26 protein-coding genes are annotated in these 25,361 nt (G+C 61.9%); 16 read left to right on the top strand and 10 right to left on the bottom strand.

Annotated features, from left to right (window positions below; translation table 11 throughout):
* The first annotated feature begins 92 nt into the window (after nt 1-92).
* Complete coding sequence (locus GGQ67_RS13130) at nt 93-938, top strand: GNAT family N-acetyltransferase (RefSeq protein WP_183900600.1); 846 nt, start codon at nt 93-95, stop codon at nt 936-938.
* On the opposite strand, the gene GGQ67_RS13125 is transcribed toward GGQ67_RS13130, so the two are convergent.
* On the bottom strand, nt 935-1,846 hold the full coding sequence (locus GGQ67_RS13125) for a DMT family transporter (RefSeq protein WP_183900599.1): 912 nt from the start codon (nt 1,844-1,846) through the stop codon (nt 935-937). The genes GGQ67_RS13130 and GGQ67_RS13125 overlap by 4 nt on opposite strands.
* 199 nt (nt 1,847-2,045) lie before the next feature.
* Between GGQ67_RS13125 and GGQ67_RS13120 the strand changes: the two genes are divergently transcribed.
* The 3 genes from GGQ67_RS13120 (at nt 2,046) to ubiA (ending at nt 6,962) form a co-directional block, all read left to right on the top strand.
* Nucleotides 2,046-3,341, top strand: coding sequence for an adenylosuccinate synthase (locus GGQ67_RS13120; protein ID WP_047514597.1), 1,296 nt, complete (start codon nt 2,046-2,048; stop codon nt 3,339-3,341).
* Nucleotides 3,342-3,401: 60 nt separating this feature from the next.
* The gene (locus GGQ67_RS13115; protein WP_183900598.1) at nt 3,402-5,900 is read left to right on the top strand and encodes a hypothetical protein; all 2,499 of its coding nucleotides are present in this window, start codon (nt 3,402-3,404) and stop codon (nt 5,898-5,900) included.
* Between the two features lie 147 nt (nt 5,901-6,047).
* Entirely contained in the window at nt 6,048-6,962 is a 915-nt protein-coding gene (ubiA, locus tag GGQ67_RS13110; RefSeq protein ID WP_183900597.1) for a 4-hydroxybenzoate octaprenyltransferase, read from the top strand.
* Nucleotides 6,963-7,014: 52 nt separating this feature from the next.
* Here ubiA and rpoH read toward each other — a convergent pair whose 3' ends face one another.
* Nucleotides 7,015-7,923 carry an RNA polymerase sigma factor RpoH gene (gene rpoH / locus GGQ67_RS13105; protein WP_183900596.1) on the bottom strand — a complete coding sequence of 303 codons (909 nt, stop codon included), beginning with the start codon at nt 7,921-7,923 and terminating at the stop codon, nt 7,015-7,017.
* Between the two features lie 162 nt (nt 7,924-8,085).
* Nucleotides 8,086-9,120: an RluA family pseudouridine synthase gene (locus GGQ67_RS13100; protein ID WP_183900595.1), complete on the bottom strand. Its 1,035-nt coding sequence runs from the start codon at nt 9,118-9,120 to the stop codon at nt 8,086-8,088.
* Between the two features lie 43 nt (nt 9,121-9,163).
* Here GGQ67_RS13100 and GGQ67_RS13095 point away from each other — a divergent pair, with 43 nt between their 5' ends.
* Both GGQ67_RS13095 and GGQ67_RS13090 read left to right on the top strand, forming a co-directional pair.
* Nucleotides 9,164-9,550 (top strand): hypothetical protein, encoded by a 387-nt coding sequence (locus GGQ67_RS13095; protein ID WP_183900594.1) that lies wholly within the window; start codon nt 9,164-9,166, stop codon nt 9,548-9,550.
* A gap of 5 nt (nt 9,551-9,555) precedes the next feature.
* Nucleotides 9,556-10,377: a TrmH family RNA methyltransferase gene (locus GGQ67_RS13090; protein ID WP_183900593.1), complete on the top strand. Its 822-nt coding sequence runs from the start codon at nt 9,556-9,558 to the stop codon at nt 10,375-10,377.
* Between the two features lie 34 nt (nt 10,378-10,411).
* Here the strand turns inward: GGQ67_RS13090 and GGQ67_RS13085 are convergent, their stop codons facing one another.
* Both GGQ67_RS13085 and GGQ67_RS13080 read right to left on the bottom strand, forming a co-directional pair.
* Nucleotides 10,412-11,572: a coiled-coil domain-containing protein gene (locus GGQ67_RS13085; protein WP_183900592.1), complete on the bottom strand. Its 1,161-nt coding sequence runs from the start codon at nt 11,570-11,572 to the stop codon at nt 10,412-10,414.
* Nucleotides 11,573-11,688: 116 nt separating this feature from the next.
* A complete protein-coding gene (locus tag GGQ67_RS13080) occupies nt 11,689-12,285 on the bottom strand; it encodes a DUF1134 domain-containing protein (protein WP_183900591.1) in 597 nt (198 codons plus the stop codon).
* Between the two features lie 185 nt (nt 12,286-12,470).
* On the opposite strand from GGQ67_RS13080, the gene chpT reads away from it, so the two are divergent.
* Nucleotides 12,471-13,121, top strand: a complete 651-nt coding sequence (gene chpT, locus GGQ67_RS13075) for a histidine phosphotransferase ChpT (RefSeq protein ID WP_183900590.1) — start codon at nt 12,471-12,473, stop codon at nt 13,119-13,121.
* Nucleotides 13,122-13,248: 127 nt separating this feature from the next.
* A complete protein-coding gene (locus GGQ67_RS13070; RefSeq protein WP_018897077.1) occupies nt 13,249-13,611 on the top strand; it encodes a response regulator in 363 nt (120 codons plus the stop codon).
* A gap of 134 nt (nt 13,612-13,745) precedes the next feature.
* Here the strand turns inward: GGQ67_RS13070 and ctrA are convergent, their stop codons facing one another.
* Nucleotides 13,746-14,447, bottom strand: coding sequence for a response regulator transcription factor CtrA (gene ctrA / locus GGQ67_RS13065; RefSeq protein ID WP_003542362.1), 702 nt, complete (start codon nt 14,445-14,447; stop codon nt 13,746-13,748).
* A 440-nt stretch (nt 14,448-14,887) separates the two neighbouring features.
* Here ctrA and GGQ67_RS13060 point away from each other — a divergent pair, with 440 nt between their 5' ends.
* Complete coding sequence (locus tag GGQ67_RS13060) at nt 14,888-15,238, top strand: hypothetical protein (RefSeq protein ID WP_018897078.1); 351 nt, start codon at nt 14,888-14,890, stop codon at nt 15,236-15,238.
* A gap of 214 nt (nt 15,239-15,452) precedes the next feature.
* Here the strand turns inward: GGQ67_RS13060 and GGQ67_RS13055 are convergent, their stop codons facing one another.
* Together GGQ67_RS13055 and sciP are read right to left on the bottom strand one after the other, a co-directional pair.
* Nucleotides 15,453-15,731 carry a GNAT family N-acetyltransferase gene (locus GGQ67_RS13055; RefSeq protein WP_183900589.1) on the bottom strand — a complete coding sequence of 93 codons (279 nt, stop codon included), beginning with the start codon at nt 15,729-15,731 and terminating at the stop codon, nt 15,453-15,455.
* Between the two features lie 343 nt (nt 15,732-16,074).
* Complete coding sequence (sciP, locus tag GGQ67_RS13050) at nt 16,075-16,350, bottom strand: CtrA inhibitor SciP (protein WP_007533628.1); 276 nt, start codon at nt 16,348-16,350, stop codon at nt 16,075-16,077.
* Nucleotides 16,351-16,749: 399 nt separating this feature from the next.
* Here sciP and GGQ67_RS13045 point away from each other — a divergent pair, with 399 nt between their 5' ends.
* Nucleotides 16,750-17,487 carry a helix-turn-helix transcriptional regulator gene (locus GGQ67_RS13045; RefSeq protein ID WP_183900588.1) on the top strand — a complete coding sequence of 246 codons (738 nt, stop codon included), beginning with the start codon at nt 16,750-16,752 and terminating at the stop codon, nt 17,485-17,487.
* A 5-nt stretch (nt 17,488-17,492) separates the two neighbouring features.
* Here the strand turns inward: GGQ67_RS13045 and GGQ67_RS13040 are convergent, their stop codons facing one another.
* Nucleotides 17,493-18,542, bottom strand: a complete 1,050-nt coding sequence (locus GGQ67_RS13040) for a DUF2793 domain-containing protein (protein WP_183900587.1) — start codon at nt 18,540-18,542, stop codon at nt 17,493-17,495.
* A gap of 125 nt (nt 18,543-18,667) precedes the next feature.
* Nucleotides 18,668-19,450, bottom strand: coding sequence for a 3'(2'),5'-bisphosphate nucleotidase CysQ (gene cysQ, locus GGQ67_RS13035; protein ID WP_183900670.1), 783 nt, complete (start codon nt 19,448-19,450; stop codon nt 18,668-18,670).
* 380 nt (nt 19,451-19,830) lie between these two features.
* Here cysQ and GGQ67_RS13030 point away from each other — a divergent pair, with 380 nt between their 5' ends.
* The 6 genes from GGQ67_RS13030 (at nt 19,831) to GGQ67_RS13005 (ending at nt 25,357) form a co-directional block, all read left to right on the top strand.
* Nucleotides 19,831-20,733 (top strand): branched-chain amino acid ABC transporter permease, encoded by a 903-nt coding sequence (locus GGQ67_RS13030; protein ID WP_183900586.1) that lies wholly within the window; start codon nt 19,831-19,833, stop codon nt 20,731-20,733.
* A 4-nt stretch (nt 20,734-20,737) separates the two neighbouring features.
* Nucleotides 20,738-22,129, top strand: a complete 1,392-nt coding sequence (gene livM, locus GGQ67_RS13025) for a high-affinity branched-chain amino acid ABC transporter permease LivM (RefSeq protein ID WP_183900585.1) — start codon at nt 20,738-20,740, stop codon at nt 22,127-22,129.
* Entirely contained in the window at nt 22,129-23,004 is an 876-nt protein-coding gene (locus GGQ67_RS13020; protein ID WP_183900584.1) for an ABC transporter ATP-binding protein, read from the top strand. Before livM ends, GGQ67_RS13020 begins: the two co-directional genes overlap by 1 nt.
* Nucleotides 23,004-23,732: an ABC transporter ATP-binding protein gene (locus GGQ67_RS13015; protein ID WP_183900583.1), complete on the top strand. Its 729-nt coding sequence runs from the start codon at nt 23,004-23,006 to the stop codon at nt 23,730-23,732. Before GGQ67_RS13020 ends, GGQ67_RS13015 begins: the two co-directional genes overlap by 1 nt.
* Nucleotides 23,733-23,756: 24 nt before the next feature.
* The gene (locus tag GGQ67_RS13010; protein ID WP_183900582.1) at nt 23,757-24,110 is read left to right on the top strand and encodes a DUF6867 family protein; all 354 of its coding nucleotides are present in this window, start codon (nt 23,757-23,759) and stop codon (nt 24,108-24,110) included.
* A gap of 119 nt (nt 24,111-24,229) precedes the next feature.
* A complete protein-coding gene (locus GGQ67_RS13005) occupies nt 24,230-25,357 on the top strand; it encodes a branched-chain amino acid ABC transporter substrate-binding protein (RefSeq protein ID WP_183900581.1) in 1,128 nt (375 codons plus the stop codon).
* Nucleotides 25,358-25,361: the final 4 nt, after the last annotated feature.

Genomic DNA, 25,361 nt, shown 5'->3' with positions numbered 1-25,361 from the left:
GGTCATCGATCGCGTATTGCGGCCGCTAGACTTGATTTCATCACATTACGCCGCCTGTGTGCGCTCGCCGTGGGCCTGATTGGGAAGATTGCATGAATTCGGAGTTTGCCGTTCGCCCCATGCGGCCCGGTGAGTTGGAGCTAGTGCTCGAATGGGCGCGGCAGGAGGGGTGGAATCCGGGTCTCGACGATTCGCTTCCGTTCCACGACGCGGATCCATCGGGTTTTTTCGTCGGCGCGCTCGGTGAAGTCCCGGTCGGTTCGATTTCCGTCGTCAAGTATGGTGACGACTTCGCCTTTCTCGGGCTCTACATGGTTCACCCGGAGTTTCGTGGGAAAGGCTACGGCAGGGCCATCTGGGATGCCGGCATCGCCTCGGCGAATGGGCGCGGCATCGGGCTCGACGGGGTCGTCGCGCAGCAGGCCAATTACCGCAAGGCCGGCTTCGAGGAAGCCTACAGGACCGTCCGCTATGGCGGCGTGATCGGCTCGCTGCCATCGTCGACGCTGACCGCGACGCCCGTGAGCGACAAGCTGGACGGGCTGGTGCGCTACGATGCCAGCGTGTTTTCGGCCGATCGTTCGGCCTTCGTGACCTCTTGGTGCACCAACCGCAAGCATCGGCGCACCGCCGTGGTGCGCAAGAGCGGCAAGATCCGTGGCTATGGCACGATCCGCCGCTGTTATGACGGATACAAGATCGGGCCGCTGTTCGCCGCCGATCCCGACAGCGCCGCGGCACTGCTTTCCACGCTCGGGCAGGAGGCGAAGGGCGCGCGGGTGTTCATCGACGTGCCCGTCGACAATCGCGACGCGGTGGCGCTTGCCGTCGGCATGGGGCTCGCGCCGGTGTTCGAGACGGCGCGCATGTATCGCGGCGCCAGTCCTGCCGTCGCGCTGAAGAATGTCTTCGGCGTCACCACGCTGGAGCTGGGCTAGCGAGCGTCCGAGGTTGCGGGCGCCGCGCGATCGGGGCGCCCCTTTTCGGCGATGGCGATGCCGCCGAGCGCCAGCACCAGCGCCACGATGTGAAACGGCTGCAGCTTTTCGCCGAGCAGCGCCACCGAAAACAGCGTGCCGAAGACAGGCACGAGATTGATGAAGAGTGCCGCGCGGTTGGCACCGATCCATTCCACGCCCTTGATGTAGAAGACCTGCGCCATCAGCGAGGCGAAGATCGCCGTGTAGATGGTGATGAGCCATCCGGTCGCGTCGGGAAGCTGTGCCGCACCGTTCGATGCCTCCCATGCCAGAAGCGGCAGCGCGCTCAGCATGGCGCCGAGCGCGGGAATGGCCATCAGCGTGCGCCAGTCGAGCGGTGGCTTCCATCGCAGGAAGATCGTGTAGACGGCGTAAGCGACGACCGCGACCAGCATCAGCCCGTCGCCGGTGTTGAGGCCGAGTTCCAGCAGCGTGGTCAGGCTGCCATGGGCGGCCGTCACCGCCACGCCGAGCAAGGTCATCGCAAAGCCGACGATCTGCGCCAGCGACACGCCGGTGCGGAAGAAGACGAAGTTGAGCAGGAAGATCAGCATCGGGATGCCTGCCTGCTCGATTGCGACATTGATGGCGGTCGTATATTTTACCGCGGAATAAAGCATGGCATTGAACAGCGTGTAGCCGACGATGCCGTAGAAGAAGAGCAGAGGGAGGTTTTTGCGCACGACCGGCCAGTCGCGCTTGAGCTGCGGCACGGATATGGCGGCGATGATCGCGGTTGCGACGAACCAGCGCAGCGAGGTCAGCATCATCGGACTGACGTGACCGAGCGCCAGTTTTCCGGCAACGGTATTGCCGCCCCAGCACATCGCGGCAACGACAAGGCATATGTAGGCGGCAAACTGCACGGCCGATTCTCTCCCGGTCGGCTGCGCGGGCGCAGAACTTCTTCCGACGATGGCGGCAAATAGCCTGCCAATGGCTGATTTGTCACGTAAAAAGCCAATTCAGACGGCAATACAGGGTCGCTTTCCCAAAAACAAAGCCTTATAGATGCGCGGGTTTGAGCAGGGAGCGGTTAAATCCGCCTTTAACAGGAAGACGTGAATGACGAACGTAGTTGTGGTCGGTTCGCAATGGGGTGACGAAGGCAAGGGCAAGATTGTCGACTGGCTTTCGGAACGCGCCGATGTGATCGTGCGCTATCAGGGCGGACACAATGCGGGCCATACGCTGGTCATCGATGGTGTCAGCTACAAGCTGGCGCTGCTGCCGTCGGGCCTCGTGCGCGGCAAGCTCAGCGTCATCGGCAACGGCGTCGTCGTCGATCCCCATCATTTCGTCGCCGAAGTCGAGAAGCTGCGCGCGCAGGGCGTCAACGTATCGCCCGAGATTCTGCGCATCGCCGACAACGCGCCGCTGATCCTGTCCCTGCATCGCGATCTCGATGGCTTCCGTGAGGATGCTGCCTCCAACAGCGGCACCAAGATCGGCACCACCCGCCGCGGCATCGGCCCGGCCTATGAAGACAAGGTCGGCCGCCGCGCGATCCGCGCCATCGACCTCGCCGACAAGGAAGCGCTGCCGGCCAAGATCGACCGTCTTCTGACGCACCATAACGCGCTGCGCCGTGGCCTCGGCCTGCCGGAAATCTCGGTGGAATCGCTCGAGAAGGAACTGAACGACGTCGCCGACCAGGTTCTGCCCTATGTCGACCAGGTCTGGCGCATCCTCGACGACCAGCGCAAGGCCGGCGCCCGCATCCTGTTCGAAGGCGCGCAGGGTGCGCTGCTCGACAACGACCACGGCACCTATCCCTTCGTCACCTCGTCGAACACGGTTGCCGGTCAGGCTGCCGCAGGCTCCGGTCTCGGCCCGACGGCGATCGGTTATGTCCTCGGCATCACCAAGGCCTACACGACCCGCGTCGGCGAAGGTCCGTTCCCGTGCGAGCTGAACGACGAGGTCGGCAAGCATCTTTCGACCGTCGGCCGCGAAGTCGGCGTCAATACCGGTCGTCCGCGCCGTTGCGGCTGGTTCGATTCCGTTCTGGTCCGCCAGACGGTGAAGACCTCGGGCATCACCGGCATCGCGCTCACCAAGCTCGACGTTCTCGATGGTCTCGACGAACTGAAGATCTGCGTCGCCTACAAGCTCGACGGCAAGGAGATCGATTATCTTCCCGCGAGCCAGGCCGCGCAGGCGCGTGTCGAGCCCGTCTACATCACGCTTGAGGGATGGAAGGAATCGACCGTCGGCGCGCGCAGCTGGGCCGATCTCCCGGCCCAGGCGATCAAGTATGTCCGTCAGGTTGAAGAGCTGATCGGCGCACCTGTCGCTCTTCTGTCCACAAGTCCTGAGCGCGATGACACCATACTTGTGACCGATCCTTTTGAGGATTAAGGTTTTATATGATTATTTGTGTGGTTCGCGCGGCGAGCCACACTCTTAGAGAAAGTACGAATGGCGGATTTTATCGCAGTTATCCGGCGGGCGGTTGACGGCCTGACCGACAACACTCCCGATATGCGGGTGAAGGTTTACGAGCGTGCTCGCGGTGCCGTACAGCGGCAGCTCGAGAACATGAAGCCGCGTCCGCCCGAGGCCATGCTGCAGCGCCAGCTGGAAAAGCTCGAAGCCGCCATTCGTGAAGTCGAATCCGAGCATGCCGATGCGCTGCCGGCCGAGGACCAGGCCGCCGCCATCGCCGTACCGGTTGCGGAAGCGCCGGCGGAGCCCGAAGCGGCTCCCGAGCCCGAGGTCATTGCCGCCGCGCCAGAGCCGGCCGCCGAACAGGCGCAAGAGGTTCCGGAAGCCGAACCGGCTTACGAGCAGCCGGCCTATGAGGCGCCCGCCCGGGAGCCCGCTTACGAGGAGCCCGCCTACGAGGAACCGGCTTACGAACCGCCCGTCGAGCCCGAGGCTCCGGTGGCTGCCGAACCTGTCGCGCATGAGGAGCCGCTTTACGAAGAGCCGGCGCCAGTCCACGCGCCCGAGGTTCACCAAGAGCCCGAGGTTCAGCCCGAGCCTGACGTCCATTACGAGCCCGCGCCGTCTTATGCCGAGCCCGTGTTCGAGGAAGAGCCGCGTGTCTCGGCTGCCTCCGAGCCGGAGCCGGTCGAGCCATGGCAGATGCCGGTCGAGGACCAGTACGATGCCGCGCGTGGAACGCATGGTCACGATTTCGCCGCCGCGCCCGATGTGGAGCCCTATGCCGAGCCCGTCATCGACGACGCGCCGCGGGCGCAGCCGGTCGCGCGTGATTTCGACCTGAGCAATCGCCTGGTCGAGCCGGTTCCGGTGTTCGAGCCGCCGCATCAGTTCGTCGAGCAGACGCAGGACGATCCCATACATGCCGACGCCGCCGGTCATTTCGACCCGGTGTGGAACGAACCGGCGGAAGAAGTGCCGGAACCGTCCACAAAGACGGTTGAGCCGACGGATTGGGCGCTGGAGGAACTGCGCCAGTTCTCCGAGACCTCGCATGCGGCACCTGCCGTCAACGACGCGGCGCGCGCCTTCGACGAGGTGGTTTCCAGCATCGATTATCAGTCGGCGCCGGTAGCGGCAGCCCCGGCGAAGATGCCGGCCGCCAGTGAGAGCTTCTCCTGGGAAGCGGCCGCCTTCGACGACCTGCCGCCGATCGACAACGACAAGAAGGCGCCGGCCGCCGCACCGTATGACGACGGCGATCTGTTCTCCGAAATTCATGGCGGACCGACGCCGAAGACCGAGCCTCTGGCCGGCGACGACTGGCAGGAGGCGACCCGGCTTCGCGGCTACGACAATCGCGGCGTCGTCGCCGCTGATGATGACGGCCCGTCGCTTGCAAGCGGCGACGACGATATCGCCTCGAAGTTCCAGGGCAAGAATTTCCGCATGGAGCCGAAGCGCCGTCGTTTCGGCATCGGCTCCATCATCGCGCTGCTGATCGCGCTCGGCGTTGTCGGCGGCGGCGGTTATGCCGCCTATACGCATCAGGAAGCGCTGACCGAGATGGTCAAGGGGCTCGTCAGCTCCGCGCCGTCGCAGACCGCGCAGACGCCTCCGGTCGCCGGGACGACGGCGCCCGCCGATCAGACGAGCGAGGCGAAGCCCGCCGCGACCCCCGACACGTCGCATGCGACGCATCAGGACGGCGCCGCCACCGACGGTTCGGCGTCCGGCAGCAAGTTCACGCAGCGGCTGCTTGCCGATGGCACCGAGGTCGATAGCGGCCCGGCGGCCGCGCCCAGCACGCAGGTCGCCGAAGGCAAGTCCGTCGCCGAGCAGAATGTCGCCTCGTCCGATCCGGTCGCACCGGCCGGTGCCGCGACACCGCCCGCAGCCGCCTCCGGCACCGCCGCGCCCGGGACGACACCAACAGCGGCGCCCGCCGACGCGCAGGCCGCGCCTGCCGGTGCCAGCGAGAAGATGTTCCTTTACGAGGAGCGTATCGGGCAGAGTTCGCCAACGGCGATCCAGGGCTCGATCGCCTGGAGCCTGCGCCGCGAGGCCGGTGCCGACGGCAAGCAGGAAGCCTCCGTGCAGGGCACGCTGACGGTTCCCGAGCGGAACCTCACGGCGCAGATCACCTTCAAGCGCAACTCCGATCCTTCCCTGCCGGCAAGCCACATCGTCGAGATGGTGTTCTCGCTGCCGCCGAATTTCGAAGGCGGATCGATCGATAGCGTTCAGCGCATTTCGATGAAGCGGACCGAGCAGGATCGCGGCGACGCGCTGGTCGCCGTTCCCGCGAAGATCACCGACGACTTCCACATGATCGCGCTCAACGATTATCCGGATGCCCGCAAGGCCAACCTCGACCTCCTGTCGACGCGCGAGTGGATCGATATCCCGATCACCTATCGCAACGGCCGCCGCGCGCTTCTGACCATGCAAAAGGGCCCGACCGGTATCGAAGCCTTCAACACCGCGATCCGCGAATGGAACGCCGCCGGCGACGTCTCGACCAGCCAGTGAGGTTGGTCGACCGAACTTGACTATGCGCAAAAGGGCAGGTCGCGAGACTTGCCCTTTTTGCCGAGACTTGAGCCGTTTCAAGGTTGAATGCCGGGCAGTGTCGCGGAGCGTTGCTGCGGGAGCTTGTTGATCTGGAGTTTGAACAAGATGAACACCGCAAGCCGTCCGGATCTCAGCGATATCGACCTTGACGACTGGGTGGAGCGCAGGCTGCCCAGAGCATGGCGACCCTACACCCGTCTGGCGCGGCTCGATCGTCCTGTCGGCATATGGCTCACGCTTTTCCCGTGCTGGGCCGCGCTTGTCCAGGCGTCGCAGGGGCTTCCCGATCTTCGGCAAGTGTTGATATTTTCACTCGGCGCCTTGCTGATGAGAAGTGCCGGCTCCACCGTCAACGATATCGCCGATCGCAAGTTCGATGGCCACGTCGAGCGAACACGCTTCCGGCCTCTGGCAAACGGGCAGATTGGCGTTCCGCAAGCCGTGGTTTTTCTTGCCGTTCAGCTTGCTTTGGCCGCCTCGCTGCTGCTCTTCCTTTCGCCCTATGCGCGGCTGGTGGCAATCGGTGTCGTTCCGCTGGTCTTCATCTATCCGCTCTGCAAGCGCTTCACCTACTGGCCGCAAGCTGTTCTTGGAGCGGCGTTCAACTGGGGCATGCTTATGGCCTGGGCCGAGGTCGCCGGCTATATCCCGCTCGGCGCCATCCTGATGTGGGGCGGGGCGATCGCATGGCAGATCGGCTACGACACCGTGTATGCCTATGTCGACGTCAAGGACGACAAGCGGCTCGGGCTGAAATCGACAGCGATCCTGTTCGGCCGGCATGGCAGAGCGCTGATCGGCGTCTTTTACGGCCTTGCCACTGGCGCATGGGCGATCGGAGGCTGGTCGCTTGGCGTCTCACTACCCTATGTGCTTGGAATTCTGGTCATGGCCGCCCACCTTGCGTGGCAAACCGCGCGGATCGATCTCGTTCGCCCGGAAGTGAATTATCGCCTGTTCCTGGCGAATATTCTGACCGGTGTCCTGCTCGCGGGCACGGCACTGCTCGGAACCCTATGAACGAAAAGGGCGGGTCGTGAGACCCGCCCTTGTCATTTGGGGATTGATTCGCTCAGGCTGTGGCTTCGACGACGCGGACGGCCTTGGCGCGGTCGAGCGCTTCCTTGCGGACGGCGTCCTGGACCTTTTCGAAGGCGCGGACCTCGATCTGGCGCACGCGCTCGCGGCTGATGTCGAATTCGCTCGACAGGTCCTCGAGCGTCACCGGATCCTCCGCGAGGCGGCGTGCCTCGAAGATGCGGCGTTCGCGGTCGTTGAGCACGCTCATTGCCTTGGCCAGCATGCGCCGACGGGTGTCGAGTTCGTCCTGCTCGATCAGCACGTCTTCCTGGCTGTCATGATCGTCGACGAGCCAATCCTGCCACTGGCCGCTGTCGCCTTCCGACGCCTTGATCGGCGCGTTGAGCGAGGCGTCGCCGGACAGGCGACGGTTCATCGAGATCACTTCTTCCTCGGAGACGCGCAGCTTGGTTGCGATCTCGGTCACATGTTCCGGCTTCAGGTCACCCTCGTCGATGGCCTGGATACGGCCCTTCAGGCGACGCAGATTGAAGAACAGGCGCTTCTGGTTGGCGGTGGTGCCCATCTTCACGAGCGACCAGGACCGCAGGATGTATTCCTGGATCGAGGCCTTGATCCACCACATCGCATAGGTGGCCAGACGGAAACCGCGTTCCGGGTCGAACTTCTTGACGGCCTGCATCAGACCGACATTGCCTTCCGACACGACTTCGCCGATCGGCAGGCCATAGCCGCGATAGCCCATGGCGATCTTGGCGACGAGACGCAGGTGGCTTGTGACGAGACGATGCGCGGCCTCGCGGTCGCCATGTTCGGAATACCGCTTCGCCAGCATGTATTCTTCCTGCGGCTCCAGCATCGGGAACTTGCGGATTTCGTCGAGATAACGATTGAGACCGGCTTCGCCGGCGGTAATGGACGGCAAACTGCTTCGGGCCATTCTTGCACCCTCCTATCTGAATTCCGGTCCCCGCTTTGACGCGTCCCTGCGTCTTGAAGGCGAACCGGGAACATGCGGCTTTGTCAAAGCCCGCACGAAGTCAGTGTAGAGATAAGTGTGGCGAAACCGTAGTTCAAGGCTCAAACCGGTTTCACGATGCCGTTACAGCTCGGCATTGCGCAATGCTTCGACCAGCGCGACCATGTCGTCGGGCAGGGGAACCTCGAAGCGCATGATTTCCTCGGTGCGCGGGTGCTCGAACTGCAGCATGTAGGCGTGCAGCGCCTGGCGGCCGAAACCATTGACCGCCTTTTTGGCGGCCTCCGGCAGAAGGTTGGCCTTGGTCTTGAAGCCGGCGCCATAGACGGTGTCGCCGAGGAGCGGATGGCCGATATGGGCCATGTGGACGCGGATCTGGTGGGTGCGTCCGGTCTCCAGGTGGCACTCGACCAACGAGGCCAGCGACAGCGCATCCGGCGTCTCGTGGAAACGCTCGATCACCTCATAGTGGGTGATCGCCTCGTCGGCATCGGCCGTGCCCGGGCGCTTGACGGCGCGGCGGGTGCGGTCTCCGGTGTCGCGGCCGAGCGGCGCGTTGACGCTGCCGGTCAAGGTGCGCGGACGACCCCAGACGACGGCCTGGTAGGCGCGCTCGATCGGCATGGTACGGCCGTGGTCGGCGAACTGGGCGCAGAGGTGGCGGTGCGCGACGTCGTTCTTGGCGACGACCATGACGCCGGTCGTGTCCTTGTCGAGGCGATGCACGATGCCGGGGCGGCGCACGCCGCCGATGCCCGACAGGCTGTCGCCGCAGTGATAGATCAGCGCGTTGACCAGCGTTCCCGTCCAGTTGCCGGCGGCCGGATGCACGACCATGCCCGATGGCTTGGAGATGACGATCAGGTCGTCGTCCTCGTAGAGGATGTCAAGCGGGATATCCTCGCCCTTCGGCGTCGGGTCCTCGGGCTCCGGCAGGTTGATCTCGAAGACGTCGCCGGGGCGAACCTTTTTCTGCGGATCGGCGACGACGGCGCCCTTGGAGGTGACCTGGCCCTCCTTGATCAGCACCTTGACGCGGCTGCGGGAGAATTCCTCGCCGAGCTGCGCCGTCATCCACGCATCAAGCCTGCCTTCGGCATGTTCATCCGCCGTCAGGACTTTCCTAATGCCGGCTGCTTGTTTAAAGGGGTCGCTCAAGACGCTTCTTCTCCGAAGTATTTTATAGAATGGAACGCCATATATGACGAATGTCCAGCCAGAAGACGATCAGGAAGAAAAGCCCCTCGATCCGGCAATGGAAAATGTCCGACGCAAGATGATCCGCCTGCAGATCGTCTCCGGCTTCATCATGTTCGTGAGCCTTATGGCGGTCTTCGGCGCGGTTGTCTACAAGACGATGTGGGCGCCGGCCAAGCAGCCGGTCGCGATCACGTCCGCCGGGATTCCGTCGGATGCGCCTGTTTCCGTGACGGCAAACCTGCCTGCCGGCTTCGTTCTCCAGTCCTCGTCCCTTTCGGGCGGCCAGATCATGTTCTTCGGCAAGACCGCCGAGGGCGTGAGCAAGGCTTTGGTGTTCGACATCAAGGCTGGAAGCATCATCGCGGACGTGACCGTCAACGGCGGCTGACGACAATGACCCCTCGGCTGATTGCGATCGACAATGCCGACGACCCCGAGATCGCCGAGTTTCGCGATATTCGCGAACGCGACCTGACGGGACGGCATCACCGGTTCATCGCCGAGGGAACCGTGGTGCTGCGCATGCTTGCCGAGGCCCATCGGGCGGGCGGCGATTTCGCGGCCGAAAAGGTGCTTTTGCTGCGCAACCGTGTCGACGGCGTCGCCGATATTCTAGAGCGGCTGCCGGAGGACGTTCCCGTCTATGTCGCGGAAGCGGACGTGCTCGACCGTATCGTCGGCTTCCATCTGCATCGCGGCGTGCTGGCGCTGGGGCGGCGGCAGCCACGGGACGGTGCGCTGATCGAGCGGCTGCCCGAGCGCTCGCTGGTGCTTGTCGGCTGCGGCATTTCCAATCACGACAATGCCGGCTCGATGTTCCGCAACGCGGCCGCCTTCGATGCCGATGCCATCTTCCTCGACGAGACCTCGTGCGATCCGCTCTATCGCAAGGCGATGCGCGTTTCGGTCGGGTCGGTGTTGAGCGTTCCATATGAACGCGGCGGCGACGCGCTTGCGCTGCTGACGCAACTCGCCGAGCGCGACTTCGCCATCTGGACGCTGTCGCCGCGCGGCGAGGTTGATATCCGCTCCATTCCGGCCTCCGGGCGCATGGCGCTGGTGGTCGGCACCGAGGGCGAGGGGCTGCCGCAGGCGGTGCTGTCGCGGTTTCGCAGCGCCCGCATTCCGCAATCGCCGGGGCTCGACAGCCTCAACGTCGCCACCGCGACGGGTATCGCGCTGTTTGCCATGTCGTCCACGGCGAAGCGTATCTGAGATCTTTTGTCGTGCTCACCGGTATCGGGCTTGGCTAGCCGGGCTGCGACAGGATCGTTGCGGCCCGCTGGGCGAGGTCGATGCGCTCGCCGTCCTTGGTTTCCGCCGTCTCCGGCAGCAGATTGCGGATCGGCGATGCCTTGCCTTCGTTGATGGCGGTCAGCGCCACCATGTCGGCGGCGATCGTCGCGATTTCCTCGCGGATGGCGCCGTCCTTGGAGGTGTTCAGCCTGGCGGCAAGGATTTCCTCGGAAACGGCGGCGCTGCGGGCGCGCACTTCCTCGGCGAGGCGCGCGGCGACGGCGGCCGTGTCCAGTTCGGATATCGGGGCGTCTTCCTGCACGGGCTTTTCCTGCGGCGGGATGAGAACGAGGGGCGCGAGGCCCGCCGAGCGAAGCGCGCGGTTCGCCTTGCGCATGTCGGCGTTGGCGGCTTTCACCTGATCCTTGAGCTTGGTCAGCTCCTGCTGCCGGCGCGTTAGAAGCGCCTCCTTGTCGGCAAGCGTGGCCTTGTCGCGCTCGGCGCGGTCTTCCAGGCGGATGACCGTGTGTTCCTGCTGCGTCAGCTTCTGTTCGGCATCCTTGGCGCGCTTCTGCAGCAGGCTCACGTCCTGGCGGAGCTCGTCGCGCTCGCTGCGCAATCCGCTGTGCTTGAAGGTGAGGTTCTCGAACTCGGTCTCGCGCGCGGCCATGTCGATCTTCAGATTGTCGGTCTGTTCGGCGATCTTGTTCAGGCGGATGCGGAGAGCGTCGAGTTCGCCTTCCTTGGCGGCACTCGCCTGCTCGGCGATATGCAGGCTGGTCTTCAGCTGACTGATGTAGTTCTCGTCCTTGCGCAGATGCGAGCGCAGTTCTGCGGCCTCGACGCTCATGTCGGCGATCTGGGCCTGGAGCGCGCTGATCTCGGAGGCGAAGTGGCCGGCGTCGCGGGCGATGTGGTCGTACTTCAATTGCAGCGACATCGACTTTTCGCGTTCGCGAATCAGGTCCTGCGTCGTGCGGGCGTTCTCGGCTGCGTAAAGCGCGCGGACCATGTCCTTTTGCGCACGCACTTCCTGGGGGCTGAGCGGCATCGTGGCGCGCATGCGGTTTTCGGTGTACCAGACGATACGGCGATGAACGGCCGGCGATACGAGGAAAACCAGGAACGCCGCGGCCAGAAAGCCCAATCCGAACAAGAGCGCGTATTCGATCACGGCAAGGCCACTGCTTCCAGAAGTTGATTTGCGTCAGCCAATGATTAAGCGGCCAACGCCGTTAGGGCAAGTGGCGGATGGGTCACGGCGACACAGAGTTCGCCGTGCGCTTGCCGTCAGAAGGGGTTCCAGGTCGGATTTTGGGTAATCTTGATGTAGCCGACGTTGAGACCGAGGCGGGCGCCGACGCCGGTGCGGATCGGCACGACGAGGACGTTGTTGTTCTTGAGTAGCGTCATGCCGAAGCCGGCGATGACGAAGGCCTGGCCGCTGACGCCGCCGAAGCGGGCGTAGATCGCATCGGTCGACGGGAGGTCGTAGACCAGCATCATGACGCGCGTGCCCTGGCCACCATAATCGAGGCCGAGCGACGGACCCTGCCAGTAGAGCGGATGCTCGCCGGCGTTCTTGGTGTTGAGCTGGCCTTCGCCATAGGTCAGGCCGGCGATGAAGGCGCCAGAGCCTTCCTGGCCGAGGATATAGCCGTTCGGCAAGCCGTACTTCTGGAAGGCCGCTTCGACCGCCTTGGCAAGACCGCCGCTGGTGGAGCCGAAGAAGGAGTGACCGGCATCGACAATTTCCTGAACCGAATACTGATCGCTGCCGGTCTGCTGGGCCGCGGCCTGGGTAGCGGCAAGCATCAGGCACGAGATCGCGAGTATTGAGACCCGCCGGCAGTCGGCCAGAAATCTTCCTAGGATTGAGGGGCGCATGGTGTCATCCGTTCATCATGGTCGATACATGGAGCCGTTTCCGGCGTTTCTATCATTTTGCGCGGATGGTCTTAACAATCGGTTTACCAAATATGGTGTCATTATGGCGCCGAGTACGCTCGCAAACTTCGTGCAATGATGAAGCAATATGTGTGGCGGAATGAATCACCGCCCTCTTGGAGACAATGATGTCGAAGAATCCAAACCTTACCCTGACCGGCCCTGATCTGGCCGCGCTTCTCTGCAGCCGTGTTTGCCATGACGTCATCTCGCCCGTCGGCGCGATCAACAACGGCCTTGAACTGCTCGACGAGGGCGGCGCCGATGCAGACGCCATGGATCTTATCCGCACCAGCGCGCTGAACGCCTCGGTCCGTCTCAAATTCGCACGCCTTGCCTTCGGCGCTTCCGGCTCCGTCGGTGCGTCGATCGACACTGGCGAAGCCGAGCGCGCCGCCAAGGATTTCGCCGCCGCCGAGAAGAAGACCGAGGTGGTCTGGACCGGACCGCGCGCGATCATCGCGAAGAACCGCGTCAAGCTGCTGCTCAACTTGTTCCTCGTCGCCTATTCCTCGATCCCGCGCGGCGGCCAGATCGATATCACGCTCGAAAACCCTGAATTCGACGCCAAGTTCACGCTCGTCGCCAAGGGCAAGCTGATGCGACTGCCGCCGAAGTTCGTGGAGATCTCGACGGGTGAGATCGAAGAAGCGATCGATGCCCACACGATCCAGCCCTATTACGCAGTGTTGCTCGCGGAAGAGTGCGGCATGAAGCTTGGCCATAGCGCCAGCGCCGAAGAGATCGTCTTCACCGCCGAAGTCATTCCGGCCTGATCGAAAATCCGGCCGGGAGAAAATCCCGGCACATTGCTTGTATCGAAGTAATACTTCCTTAGCCGAATGTTTCTATCCTTGCCCGTGAAGATGCCCGCCGGGACAGAAGCGGGGCAATGGAGCAGCGATGCAAAGGTTCATGATCACCGATTCGTCGGACGTCGTTCGTAAGGTCGGGAAGCGGATTCTGTCCGAACTCGACTTCATGGTCAGTGAAGCCTCCAGCGCCAGCGAAGCATTGTCCCATTGCCAGGTGGAACTGCCCGATTACCTGATCGTCGATTCGTCCATGGATGGCGCGCTTGATCTGATCGTGGCGGTTCGCGCCATGGAAGGCGGAAAGGAGGTCAAGATCTACTATTGCGTGATCGAGGCCGACCTGAAGAAGCTGATGATGGGCAAGCGGGCAGGGGCCACGGACTTCCTGCTGAAGCCCTTCGATCGCAAGATCCTGACCGCGGTCTTCGGCAATCGCGCCATCGCCGCCTGAGATTTCCATTCGATCCAAACGCAAAAGCCGCCTTCGGGGCGGCTTTTGTCGTTTCAGGCTGTCCATGGACACAAAAAATCCCGCCGTGGAGGCGGGATTTTAGGGATGATCGGCGTAGGGACCGAAATCGGATATCAGGCTGTTTCGGCGTACTCGGCGCCATCCGGCTCGCGCAGAACGTAGCCGCGGCCCCAGACGGTTTCGATGTAGTTGGCGCCACCGGCCGCATTCGCGAGCTTCTTGCGCAGCTTGCAGATGAAGACGTCGATGATCTTCAGTTCCGGTTCGTCCATGCCGCCGTACAGGTGGTTCAGGAACATTTCCTTGGTGAGGGTCGTGCCCTTGCGGAGCGAAAGCAGCTCCAGCATCTGGTATTCCTTGCCCGTCAGGTGAACGCGCTGGCCACCGACTTCGACGGTCTTGGCGTCGAGGTTGACGATCAGTTCGCCGGTCATGATGACCGACTGGGCGTGACCCTTGGAACGACGGACGATCGCATGGATGCGAGCAACCAGTTCGTCCTTGTGGAAAGGCTTGGTCATGTAGTCGTCGGCGCCGAAGCCGAGACCGCGAACCTTGTCCTCGATGCCGGCCATGCCGGACAGGATCAGGATCGGTGTTTTAACCTTGGACAGGCGGAGAGTGCGCAGCACTTCATATCCGGACATGTCTGGAAGGTTGAGATCAAGAAGGATGATATCATAATCATACAACTTGCCGAGATCGACGCCTTCTTCACCTAGATCGGTGGTGTAGACGTTGAAACTTTCTGACTTGAGCATCAGTTCGATGCTCTGCGCTGTCGCGCTGTCATCTTCGATGAGTAGTACCCGCATTCTTATCCCCTTTACCGCCGCCGAAAGGTGGTCTGGCCCCTACGCGATACAGAAATGTCACTGCGTGATTTGGAAGCTGCCACGAAATGGTTAACAAATTCTGATTCACTCTGGCAAGAGGTAATCAATTTATTAAATATTTTGTCCATTCCGCTGTTTTCCAACGAGAATCCGCAAGGCCCTATTCTCAACTGTTACATTAAGAAAGGCCGGCAAGCGATTCATTCGACTCACCAATGAAACGGACCGGAAATCGCGTAGTTGTGTTTACCGACCCTTAAATCATCGGCACTATCATTAACGATGCCCGTAAACGAAAGGTTACCAGCGGTAGGTTTTTGTTAACGCCGAGGGAAATTTTTTGGGCAAGTCGCATGAAGGCGGCAGCTAAAGGGCGGTTTCAAGTGAAGCCGGGGTCTCGCATCACTGGAGTAATGCGTATGAAGTCGCGTGAGAGCCTAGTTCGTCTGAAAGAGTTTCAGGTGAACGAAAAGCGTCGTCAACTGCAGCAGTTGCAGATGATGATGTCTGAATTTGACCGTATGACGAAGGATCTGGAGAGCCAGATCGTCGTCGAGGAAAAGAAGTCCGGCATTTCCGACCCGAATCACTTCGCCTATCCCACCTTCGCGAAGGCAGCACGCCAGCGCGCGGACAATCTTCAGGTTTCGATCAAGGAACTGAGGATGCAGGAAGAGGCCTTGGAGCAGACGCTCGAAGAGATGCAGGCGGAATATGCACGCGCTGCCGCGCTCGAGGAGCGCGACGGAGCGGTTCGGGCACGAGCCTAGCGCATCGGCCCGAAAATCGGAATCGATTTTCGGAAAGCTCGATGCGTAGATTCAAAGTGTTAGAGCGTCCTTTGTGCGTCCATTCGGACGCACGGCGCTCTAAGCCAGGATGATCGATGCCTTCGGGCATCCGGGGTGTCATCTCATAAAAGCCATGCATGACGGGCGTGCTGTCCGTCATACATGGCTTTTGGCGTTTTTCACCGTCAGAAGCTCAATTGATGACGTCGCGCCACTCATCGTGGCGAACCGCCTGCGCCTTGAAGAAGGGGCAGAGCGGAATGATCTTCCAGCCACCGGTTCGGGCGGCTTCGACCGCGTGCAACGCCAGAGCCTGGCCGACGCCCTTGCCGCGCAGCGCATCCGGCACGCCGGTATGATCGATGATGATGAGTTTCGGCGATGTGCGCGAATAGGTCATTTCGGCCTGATGGCCTTCAAGCTCGGCCACGTAGCGGCCGCCCGATGCGTTTTCTTCGTCGGTGATCTTCATCCGAACCGTCTCCTTTCGATTGCGTCAAACGAAACGTGCCATGGCGCCCGCGCAAAGCAAAGGTCGCCAAGGGTGACGCATTGTTCGAAGAAAGGCAGTGTTCGATGAAAAGGAAGGCTTCGATGAAGGGGAGTTGGCGGGGCTGGCGCTTGCGAAGGCGATGCCGAGCCTTGCTCGCGCAGCCCCTGTCCGAGTGGTCTTTGTGGACGGTGGCCGCGCCTGGAGCGTCGGTTCAGTTCGGCAATGGAATGAATGCCGGCAAGCAACAAAAGCTTCGGGCCGGCTTCACATCCCGTGATGTGCGGTCGGCCCGAACTGAAATGGAATGAACTTCAAAAACTAATCAATGGCGATACTGCTGGATGCGCGTGGTGCGCAGGCCGGCAAGACCGTGGCTGTTGATCGAGGACTGCCAGGAGAGAAACTCCTCGACGGTCAGGGTATAGCGTTCGCAAGCTTCTTCCAAGCTCAACAGGCCACCGCGCACAGCCGCGACAACCTCCGCCTTGCGGCGAATTACCCAGCGCCGAGTATTCGGCGGCGGCAAATCCGCAATCGTCAGCGGGCTGCCATCGGGGCCGATGACATATTTAACTCGGGGACGTATCATTTCGGTCATTGGACTCTCTACACAACTCAAGACCACGAGAGCCACTCTAGCTTGTCACATTTAAAAATTGCCTAAACGCATCGTAACACTTTGATAATAAATTTAACCGCGTCGGATCACGGCGCTTTCGCGGGTCGCCGCGCATGGCTTCCCTTACGTAAATTTGCCATGAGCGCATGGGAGCCATGCACAATGAATATTAGTTGTCTGATCTTCGTCAAACTATAAGCCTCCCCAATGGCAGATAGAAGGTCGTGCGTCGGCGCGATTGTTCTTTCTGTCCGTGTTGGGGATCGAAGTTCGGGCTTTGCCTGGTGTTGAAGCGAGCGATTTTTCTTTTCCTATACTTTGATTGTTGCTGCCAGAAGAGCGTTTTTAGGCAAATTTAGCCTTTGAAGGACGAAATCGATGCGGAATGAAGAACGCGCCGTGCAAGACGGCGCGGCGGATATTGCTTTTTTATCGTCGGAAAAATCCAGCCTATCGACCACCGATCCCGAGCAGCGCCTGGCGCGGCTCGCGAAAGCGGCGGGCTTCAGCCACTACTTGTTCGCGGGTTTTCCCCACGGCGACAATGGCGGTTTCGCGGGAAACCACATCTTCAGCAACTGGCCGGAGAGCCTCGTTGCCGCCTATGACGAGGATGACCTGTTTCACAATAGCGCGCTTGTTTGCGAGCTCAGGAAATCCAGCCTGCCGGTGTCGTTCGATGTCAGCGCATTCGAAAGCAGCGCGGCGAACCCGAAGAACCAGCGGATCACCGGCCTGTTTCGGGAGCTGGGATTTCGCCGCACATTTGCCTTCGTGCTGCATGACGCCGATCGCCAGCCGTATATTTTCGCCTTTTCCGGCGCGCGGGCTGATCTTTCGCGCCAGGAGGCGATGGCGCATGTGTTCAGCGCGATGGAATTTCTCGACCTCTACGCTCGCCTGCAGGTCACCGAGCAACCGCTGGAGAGCCTCAGCAGCCGCGAGATCGAATGCCTGCGCTGGTCCGCGGCCGGCAAGAGCAGCGACGAGATCGCCATCATACTGGAGCTCTCGCCGCACACGGTGGTCGGATATCTGAAGAGCGCGATGCGCAAGCTCGATTCCGTCAACCGCATGCAGGCGGTCGCGCGGGCATTCCGCTACCGCCTGCTGTAACGTCGTCAGAGCATGACGGCGCAGAGTTCGGTCTTCGCGGCTCCGAATTCGTATTGCGCCGCGCCGCTGTGCAGCAAGGCGAGCCAATCTCCCCGGTTCAGCGAGACGATGGTGGTCGCGGTCTGCCGCGCGGGTGATGCCGAGGCGGGGCCGCCCGCATTGGCAACGACCGTCGTGCCATTGACCTCGATCGCCACGCCGTGGCCGGCGGAGGTGAGGGTGCTCGAGGACAGCGACAGCAGGTAAAGGCCGTCCGCCGGAACGATGAGCCGCGCGCCGGTGCCGGAGGGAACGGCGGCCCCCAGTTCAAAGCCGCCCTGCTCGACGTGGATATCCGTAAAGCCGGTGCGGCCTGCCGATGGCGGAGAGGAGGTTCCGGCCGCGGGCGATGCCCGCACGATCGGCCGGGACGGCGTGCGCACCAGGCCATCGGGTGACACGATGAGCGCCGTCGACCAGTCGTCTCCATTGCCGCTGACCTTGATCGAAAAGGCGTCGCTTCCCGCGAGCCCCATCTCGGCGCGGCCCGACCAGCCGGTTTGAAAGAGAAGCGTGCCGGTTTGAGACGAATCGGCCTTGTTGATCTTGAGTTGATGACCTTGCCCTTCGTGACTGAAGAGACTGGCCTCCGAGGCGACCGCCAGCCGGTTGACCGCGTCCGCCGCCGCGTTGACGCCGATCATCGGCAGCGAGCCGTCGGCGTCGAGCGAGATAGCGTTCCAGTTCGTCCCGTCAAAGGCGCGCAGCTGGCGGGTGTCGAGAAAGAAGGCGCGCCAGCCCGGATTGGGCGACTGGTAAGCCCAGGCGCCGTCCTGCCAGACGGAGACCAGTCCTTGCCGGCCGAGCCATTCGCCCTGGGGGTCGGCGCCGACGAGGTAGCGATCGCCTTCGGCCGGTGTCCCGGGTGCGGTTTCGGGCGGTGACTGGCGTTCGCCGAGGATCGCCAGCTGGACCACGGTGTCGAGGCGCCGCAGCGCCTCGTTGTGCGGCACATGCTTCTGCGCCTGTGACGGCAGGATATAGGGCAAGGCGAGGTTGTTTGTCTGGTCCGACACGATCGAGCTCCCGTTTTGCGGCCGGTTTCACTGTCGCAAATCGTAGGAGCGTATCGGGAAAGGGGGACAGCGCGCGTGGTCGCCCGCTGATTTCAAACGGATAATCGCGAAAGACGTCCCCGCGCTCAAAGCCGGGGAGGATTGCCCCAGGAAATGAAATCCGGATTGGCGAAGTCGGCGTCGTGGGTCTGCCTTGTCTTGCCATAGGTGAGGGGCCGGCCGTCGAGCGTTACCGTGCAGCCACCGGCGGCCCGCAGAATCGCGTCGCCGGCCGCGGTGTCCCACTCCATGGTGCGGGTGAAGCGCGGATAGACGTCCGCTTCTCCTTCCGCGAGAAGGCAGAATTTCAGCGACGAGCCGATATTCCGACACTCGGATATGGCCTGCTCGGCCAGGAAGCGCGCCGTCCGCGGGCTGTCGTGCGACCGGCTGGCAAGCGCCGTGCGTTCGGCCCTGGCGAGGCGAACATTGATCGGCAGCCGCTTTTCGACGCGGAAGTCCGGGCCGATATGCAGCTTCTCGGCCGTGCCGCTCTCGCCGAGAAAGGCCACGCCCATGGCGGGCGCGAAGACGATGCCGGCCGCCGGGTGGCCATCGACGATAAAGGCGATGTTGACGGTGAACTCGGGCCGCTTGTCGACGAATTCGCGCGTGCCATCAAGAGGATCGACCAGGAAGAACGACGAGCCGACCGCCGGCACGATGCCGGCGGCGACCGATTCCTCGGCAATGACCGGAATATCGGGGAAATCGCGATGGAGATGCGCGAGAATGATGCGCTCGGCCTCTTCGTCGGCGATCGTCACCGGGCTGTTGTCGGCCTTGCTGGCGGCGGTGCAGCCGGCCCGGTACACATCCATGATCGCCTTGCCGGCCTGCAGCGCGGCGCGTTCAAACGTCTCAAGCATCGCGGGCCGGTTCGATCGCTTCTCTGTCATGTCTATCATATAGTCGCTTTCGCGCCTGATTGCACCGCCGTGCCACCGTCGCAAAAGGACGCAACCGTGGTTTGGCGGTTTGTCGCCGGACAGGCGGAAGACGAAGATGCATGTGAGAAGTGAATTTGCGGTGAAAAGTGGCGTTGGAGGCTGGATTGTGTTGAAAAAATCAACTTTCTGAACTCCAGAAAGTCATTTTCACCAAAACGGTAAAGAACTTTGGAGCATTGCAATTTTACGCTTCCCTTTTGCCTTGAAAACAGTATGAAATCTTCGAACAAGGGCCCAGCAAGGGCTCTAATAACAAGAGACGCAGGCATTTCACGCTTCTGTGTCCAGGGGAAAGACATATGGAATATTTTGTCCAGCAGCTCATCAATGGGCTGACTCTTGGATCCATCTATGGCCTCGTGGCTATCGGCTATACGATGGTTTACGGCATCATCGGCATGATCAACTTCGCCCATGGCGATATTTTCATGATCGGTGGTTTCGCCGCCCTTATCGTCTTTCTCGTCCTCACATCCATTTTCGCCGGTCTTCCAGTCGCGGTTCTGCTGCTGGTCATGCTGCTTATCGCGATGCTGATGACGAGTTTGTGGAACTGGACGATCGAGCGCGTCGCCTATCGGCCGCTGCGGGGTTCGTTCCGGCTGGCGCCGCTGATCACCGCGATCGGCATGTCGATCGTGCTGTCGAACTTCATCCAGGTGACGCAGGGTCCGCGCAACAAGCCGATCCCGCCGCTGATCAGCAGCGTTTATAACATCGGTGGCATCACCATCTCGCTGAAGCAGATCGTGATCATCATCATCACGGCCGTGCTGCTCACCGTCTTCTGGTATCTCGTCAATCATACGGCGCTTGGCCGCGCGCAGCGCGCCACCGAGCAGGACCGCAAGATGGCGGCGCTGCTCGGCGTCAATGTCGACCAGACGATCTCGGTGACCTTCATCATGGGCGCGGCGCTCGCCGCCGTCGCCGGCACGATGTACCTGATGTATTACGGCGTGGTGAACTTCAACGACGGCTTCGTGCCCGGCGTCAAGGCGTTCACGGCGGCCGTTCTCGGCGGCATCGGCTCGCTTCCGGGCGCTGTTCTCGGCGGTCTGATGATCGGCCTGATCGAAAGTCTTTGGTCGGCCTACTTCACCATCGCCTACAAGGATGTGGCGACCTTCGCCATCCTCGCTTTCGTGCTGATCTTCAAGCCGACAGGTATCCTGGGCCGGCCGGAAGTCGAGAAGGTTTAACGTCATGGCAAATGTTGAAAACACCCCTGGCAAGCCCGCATCCGGACTTGTCCAGAAGGGTATTAAAGAAGCTATTTTCGCCGCCGTCATCTCCTTCGGCATGTTCGTTCTCTATGTCGGTCTCGGCACGCAGCAGAACATCAGCAACGAACTCGTCGTCGTGCAGCGCTGGGGCATGCTGGCGATCTTCGTCGCCATCGCGGCCGTCGGCCGGTTCGCGATCGTGGTGTTCCTGCGTCCGCATCTCGATGCCCGCAAGCTCGCCAAGGCGCGCAGCGGCGAGCTCGATATCTCGGCGGGGAAGGGCTTCTTCCACGCCCACTTCCTGAAGATCGCGCTTCTGGCGCTGCTGCTCTATCCCATTGTCATCGTGGCGCTGGTCGGTGCGCAGGGCTCGCTGAAGTGGGTCGACAACTTCGGTATCCAGATCCTGATCTACGTGATGCTGGCCTGGGGTCTGAACATCGTCGTCGGTCTCGCCGGTCTGCTCGATCTCGGTTACGTCGCCTTCTACGCGGTCGGCGCCTATTCCTACGCGCTGCTCTCCAGCTATTTTGGCCTGTCCTTCTGGGTTCTGCTGCCGCTGTCGGGCATTCTCGCCGGTCTCTGGGGCATCATCCTCGGCTTCCCGGTGCTGCGTCTGCGCGGCGACTATCTGGCGATCGTGACGCTGGCCTTCGGTGAAATCATCCGCCTCGTGCTGATCAACTGGACGGACCTGACAAGGGGCACGTTCGGCATCTCGAGCATTCCGAAGGCAACGCTGTTCGGCATTCCCTTCGATGCCAGCGCGAACGGTTTCGCAAAGACGTTCGGTCTTCCGATGTCGGCCGCCTATTACAAGATCTTCCTCTTCTACCTGATCCTGGCGCTCTGCCTGCTGACGGCCTACGTCACCATCCGCCTGCGCCGCATGCCGATCGGCCGTGCGTGGGAAGCGCTTCGCGAAGACGAGATCGCCTGCCGTTCGCTCGGCATCAACACGGTGACGACCAAGCTCACGGCTTTCGCCACGGGTGCGATGTTCGGGGGCTTCGCCGGCTCCTTCTTCGCCGCTCGTCAGGGTTTCGTCTCGCCTGAATCCTTCGTGTTCCTGGAATCGGCCGTCATCCTCGCCATCGTCGTTCTCGGCGGCATGGGCTCGCTGACCGGCATCGCGATCGCCGCGATCGTCATGATCGGCGGTACCGAGGCGCTGCGCGAAATGGAGTTCCTGAAGCTCATCTTCGGACCCGATTTCACGCCGGAACTCTACCGCATGCTGCTCTTCGGCTTAGCGATGGTCATCGTCATGCTCATCAAGCCGCGCGGCTTCGTGGGCTCGCGTGAACCGACCGCCTTCCTCAAGGAACGAAAAGCCGTTTCCGGCAGCTTCACCAAGGAGGGCCACGGCTGATGAGCCCTCAGGAAACAACCATGACCAGCGATACCCTGCTCAAGGTCGAGCACCTGTCGATGAAGTTCGGCGGCCTGATGGCGATCAACGACTTCTCGTTCGAAGCCAAGCGCGGCGACATCACCGCGCTGATCGGCCCGAACGGCGCCGGCAAGACCACGGTGTTCAACTGCATCACCGGTTTCTACAAGCCGACCATGGGCATGATCACGCTACGGCAGAAGACCGGCAAGGAGTATCTGCTCGAGCGACTGCCCGATTTCCGCATCACGCGCGAAGCCAAGGTTGCCCGCACCTTCCAGAACATCCGGCTGTTCTCGGGCCTGACCGTTCTCGAAAATCTGCTGGTCGCGCAGCACAACAAGCTGATGCGCGCGTCCGGCTACACCATTCTCGGCCTGCTCGGCGTCGGCCGCTACGGCGCGGAAGCAAAGAACGCGATCGAGCTTGCCCGCCACTGGCTAGAAAAGGCCGATCTCATCGACCGTGCCGACGATCCGGCCGGCGATCTGCCCTACGGCGCGCAGCGTCGTCTGGAAATCGCGCGCGCCATGTGCACGGAGCCGGAACTTCTGTGCCTCGACGAGCCGGCGGCTGGCCTCAACCCGCGTGAATCGGCGGCGCTGAACACGCTTCTGCGCGGTATTCGCTCCGACAGCGGCACGTCGATCCTGCTGATCGAGCACGACATGTCGGTGGTCATGGAAATTTCGGACCATGTGGTGGTGCTCGAATACGGCCAGAAGATTTCCGACGGCACGCCTGACCATGTGAAGAACGATCCGAGGGTCATCGCGGCCTATCTCGGTGTCGAGGATGAGGAAGTGGAACAAGTGATCGCAGACGTCGAGAGCCTCGAAGGGGGTACGAACTGATGACCGGTCAGCCACTTCTCAAGGTCCAGGGCGTCGAAACCTACTATGGTAACATCCGGGCGCTTGCCGGGATCGATGTCGAGGTCAACAAGGGCGAGATCGTCAGCCTGATCGGCGCCAACGGCGCCGGCAAGTCGACGCTGATGATGACGATCTGCGGCAGCCCGCAGGCCCGCAGCGGCTCGGTCATCTTCGAGGGCCGTGACATCACCAAGATGCCGACCCACGAGATCGCCCGCCTGCGCATCGCGCAGTCGCCTGAGGGACGCCGCATTTTCCCGCGCATGAGCGTGATGGAAAACCTGCAGATGGGCGCCGGCCTCGACAACCTGAAATACTTCAAGGAAGACGTCGAGAAGATCTTTGCGATGTTCCCGCGCCTGAAGGAGCGCCAGACGCAGCGCGGCGGCACGCTTTCGGGCGGCGAGCAGCAGATGCTGTCGATCGGCCGCGCGCTGATGGCGCGCCCGAAGCTGCTGCTCCTCGACGAACCGTCGCTCGGCCTCGCGCCGCTGATCGTCAAGGGCATCTTCGAGGCGATCAAGAAGCTGAACAAGGACGAGGGACTGACCGTGTTCCTCGTCGAGCAGAACGCTTTCGCGGCGCTGAAGCTGTCGGACCGGGCCTATGTCATGGTCAACGGCAAGGTGACGATGTCGGGTTCCGGCCAGGAACTGCTCGCCAATCCCGAGGTTCGCGCCGCCTATCTCGAAGGCGGACGGCATTGAGCATGACGAAGGGGAGACTTTGATATGCAGGGACTTTTCTTTGAAGGCGATACCGTCGTTCGCAGCATCATCCGCCTGCTCGTGGTGCTGATCGGTTTCTGGACCGCATGGCGTGCCGGCAAGGCGGCGGCCGACGGCTGGAGCGAATACCCGATCGTCATCGGTTACACCGTGCTTCTGGCGGCGGCGATGCAGTTCCTGCATCACGCGCTGTTCAATGGGCCGGCGCTCAGCCTGTTCTACTATGCCATCGATTTCGTGCTTCTTCTGATCTTCTCGACGGCCGGCTACCGCTATCGCCGGACCAACCAGATGGTCAACAACTACTACTGGCTCTACGAAAAGACTTCCGCCTTCTCCTGGAAGGCAAAACATTGACAGCCGGTTGAATCTAGGGACAAATTACCTCTCCGAGTGGAACAGGTTTCCCGGCGCAGTAAAGTGGGTGATGCGCTGGGTCATGGAACGGAACCCGCTAAAAAACTGGGAGTAACATAATGAAGAAGTCTCTTCTGTCGGCAGTGGCTCTGACGGCGATGGTCGCCTTCAGCGGCAACGCATGGGCCGACATCACGGTTGCCGTTGCCGGTCCGCTGACTGGTCCGAACGCTGCGTTCGGCGCACAGCTCCAGAAGGGTGCCGAGCAGGCAGCTGCCGACATCAACGCTGCTGGCGGCATCAACGGCGAGCAGATCAAGATCGTGCTCGGCGACGACCAGTCCGACCCGAAGCAGGGCATCTCGGTCGCCAACAAGTTCGCGGCTGACGGCGTCAAGTTCGTCATCGGCCACTTCAACTCCGGCGTTTCGATCCCGGCGTCCGAAGTCTACGCCGAAAACGGCATCCTCGAAATCACGCCGGCCGCGACCAACCCGCAGTTCACCGAGCGTGGTCTGTGGAACACGTTCCGTACTTGCGGTCGCGACGACCAGCAGGGCGGCATCGCCGGCAAGTATCTCGCCGACAACTTCAAGGACGCCAAGGTCGCCGTCGTTCACGACAAGACTCCATACGGCCAGGGCCTCGCTGACGAAACCAAGAAGGCCATGAATGCCGCTGGTCTCACCGAAGTCATGTACGAAGGCATCAACGTCGGCGACAAGGACTTCTCGGCCCTCATCGCCAAGATGAAGGAAGCCGGCGTTTCGATTATCTACTGGGGTGGTCTCCACACCGAAGCTGGTCTGATCATCCGCCAGGCCGCCGACCAGGGCCTGAAGGCGAAGCTCGTTTCGGGTGACGGTATCGTTTCGAACGAACTGGCATCGATCGCCGGCGACGCTGTCGAAGGCACGCTGAACACGTTCGGTCCGGACGCGACGCTGAACCCCGACAACAAGGCACTCGTCGAGAAGTTCAAGGCCGCCGGCTTCAATCCGGAAGCTTACACGCTGTACTCCTACGCCGCGATGCAGGCTATTGCAGGCGCTGCCAAGGCAGCCGGCTCGGTCGACGCTGAAGCCGTTGCCGCGGCGATGAAGGCCAAGGGTCCGTTCAAGACGGTTCTCGGCGACATCTCGTTCGACGAGAAGGGCGATCCGAAGATCCCGGGCTACGTCATGTACGAGTGGAAGAAGGGTCCTGACGGCAAGTTCTCCTACTTCCCGCAGGCTGCTGCAAAGTAAGAAC

It is taken from the genome of Rhizobium metallidurans (genome assembly GCF_014196505.1).
GTDB lineage: Bacteria > Pseudomonadota > Alphaproteobacteria > Rhizobiales > Rhizobiaceae > Rhizobium > Rhizobium metallidurans.
This window is presented reverse-complemented; position numbering and strand designations above follow the sequence as displayed.

Coding starts and splice junctions, on each gene's coding strand:
- GGQ67_RS13130 (WP_183900600.1), top strand. CDS start 93: ATGAATTCGGAGTTTGCCGTTCGCCCCATGCGGCCCGGTGAGTTGGAG.
- GGQ67_RS13120 (WP_047514597.1), top strand. CDS start 2,046: ATGACGAACGTAGTTGTGGTCGGTTCGCAATGGGGTGACGAAGGCAAG.
- GGQ67_RS13115 (WP_183900598.1), top strand. CDS start 3,402: ATGGCGGATTTTATCGCAGTTATCCGGCGGGCGGTTGACGGCCTGACC.
- ubiA (WP_183900597.1), top strand. CDS start 6,048: ATGAACACCGCAAGCCGTCCGGATCTCAGCGATATCGACCTTGACGAC.
- rpoH (WP_183900596.1), bottom strand. CDS start 7,923: ATGGCCCGAAGCAGTTTGCCGTCCATTACCGCCGGCGAAGCCGGTCTC.
- GGQ67_RS13095 (WP_183900594.1), top strand. CDS start 9,164: ATGACGAATGTCCAGCCAGAAGACGATCAGGAAGAAAAGCCCCTCGAT.
- GGQ67_RS13090 (WP_183900593.1), top strand. CDS start 9,556: ATGACCCCTCGGCTGATTGCGATCGACAATGCCGACGACCCCGAGATC.
- GGQ67_RS13080 (WP_183900591.1), bottom strand. CDS start 12,285: ATGCGCCCCTCAATCCTAGGAAGATTTCTGGCCGACTGCCGGCGGGTC.
- chpT (WP_183900590.1), top strand. CDS start 12,471: ATGATGTCGAAGAATCCAAACCTTACCCTGACCGGCCCTGATCTGGCC.
- GGQ67_RS13070 (WP_018897077.1), top strand. CDS start 13,249: ATGCAAAGGTTCATGATCACCGATTCGTCGGACGTCGTTCGTAAGGTC.
- ctrA (WP_003542362.1), bottom strand. CDS start 14,447: ATGCGGGTACTACTCATCGAAGATGACAGCGCGACAGCGCAGAGCATC.
- GGQ67_RS13060 (WP_018897078.1), top strand. CDS start 14,888: ATGAAGTCGCGTGAGAGCCTAGTTCGTCTGAAAGAGTTTCAGGTGAAC.
- GGQ67_RS13055 (WP_183900589.1), bottom strand. CDS start 15,731: ATGAAGATCACCGACGAAGAAAACGCATCGGGCGGCCGCTACGTGGCC.
- sciP (WP_007533628.1), bottom strand. CDS start 16,350: ATGACCGAAATGATACGTCCCCGAGTTAAATATGTCATCGGCCCCGAT.
- GGQ67_RS13045 (WP_183900588.1), top strand. CDS start 16,750: ATGCGGAATGAAGAACGCGCCGTGCAAGACGGCGCGGCGGATATTGCT.
- cysQ (WP_183900670.1), bottom strand. CDS start 19,450: ATGCTTGAGACGTTTGAACGCGCCGCGCTGCAGGCCGGCAAGGCGATC.
- GGQ67_RS13030 (WP_183900586.1), top strand. CDS start 19,831: ATGGAATATTTTGTCCAGCAGCTCATCAATGGGCTGACTCTTGGATCC.
- livM (WP_183900585.1), top strand. CDS start 20,738: ATGGCAAATGTTGAAAACACCCCTGGCAAGCCCGCATCCGGACTTGTC.
- GGQ67_RS13020 (WP_183900584.1), top strand. CDS start 22,129: ATGAGCCCTCAGGAAACAACCATGACCAGCGATACCCTGCTCAAGGTC.
- GGQ67_RS13015 (WP_183900583.1), top strand. CDS start 23,004: ATGACCGGTCAGCCACTTCTCAAGGTCCAGGGCGTCGAAACCTACTAT.
- GGQ67_RS13010 (WP_183900582.1), top strand. CDS start 23,757: ATGCAGGGACTTTTCTTTGAAGGCGATACCGTCGTTCGCAGCATCATC.
- GGQ67_RS13005 (WP_183900581.1), top strand. CDS start 24,230: ATGAAGAAGTCTCTTCTGTCGGCAGTGGCTCTGACGGCGATGGTCGCC.